Source organism: Bacillus paramycoides, assembly GCF_001884235.1.
Classification (GTDB): Bacteria; Bacillota; Bacilli; order Bacillales; family Bacillaceae_G; genus Bacillus_A; species Bacillus_A paramycoides.
This window is the reverse complement of the sequence record NZ_MAOI01000027.1, coordinates 1-435: the sequence shown is the minus strand read 5'-3', so window position 1 is coordinate 435 and position 435 is coordinate 1. Positions and strand designations below refer to the sequence as shown.

The window sequence follows — 435 nt, the reverse complement described above, 5'->3', positions numbered from 1 at the left end:
CTGTTACTTCTTTTGTATCTACTACTTTACCGTTTTGTAGTAAGTCTACTTTAATCATTTCCGGACGATCTGTTGCGTTGTTATCGTTCCACGTCTTTGTTCCTTCTACTTTCGTTTCGCCCACTTTTGTATTCGTGATGTCATAACCATTTACTTTTGATTCATATCCCGGTACTGCTTGTTCTTTCACTTCATACTTGTACGCTACTCCGTTTGTATCGTATGCTTGCAGTTTTTCAAACGTGTACTTCCAATTTGTTGCTTTACTTACTTCTTTCGTGTCAATTACTTGACCGTTTTGTAGTAAGTCTACTTTGATTGTGCTTGGACGATCTGTTGCGTTATTATCGTTCCAAGTCTTTGTTCCTTCTACTTTCGTTTCGCCCACTTTTGTATTCGTGATGTCATAACCGTTTACTTTGGATTTATATCCTT

General features: G+C 37.5%; 1 protein-coding gene. It reads right to left on the bottom strand.

Annotation, left to right across the window (positions count from 1 at the left end; translation table 11 throughout):
• Positions 1 to 435, bottom strand: a 435-nt coding sequence (locus BAU28_RS04525) for a Cna B-type domain-containing protein (protein ID WP_244158068.1), incomplete at both ends; no start/stop codon positions are given.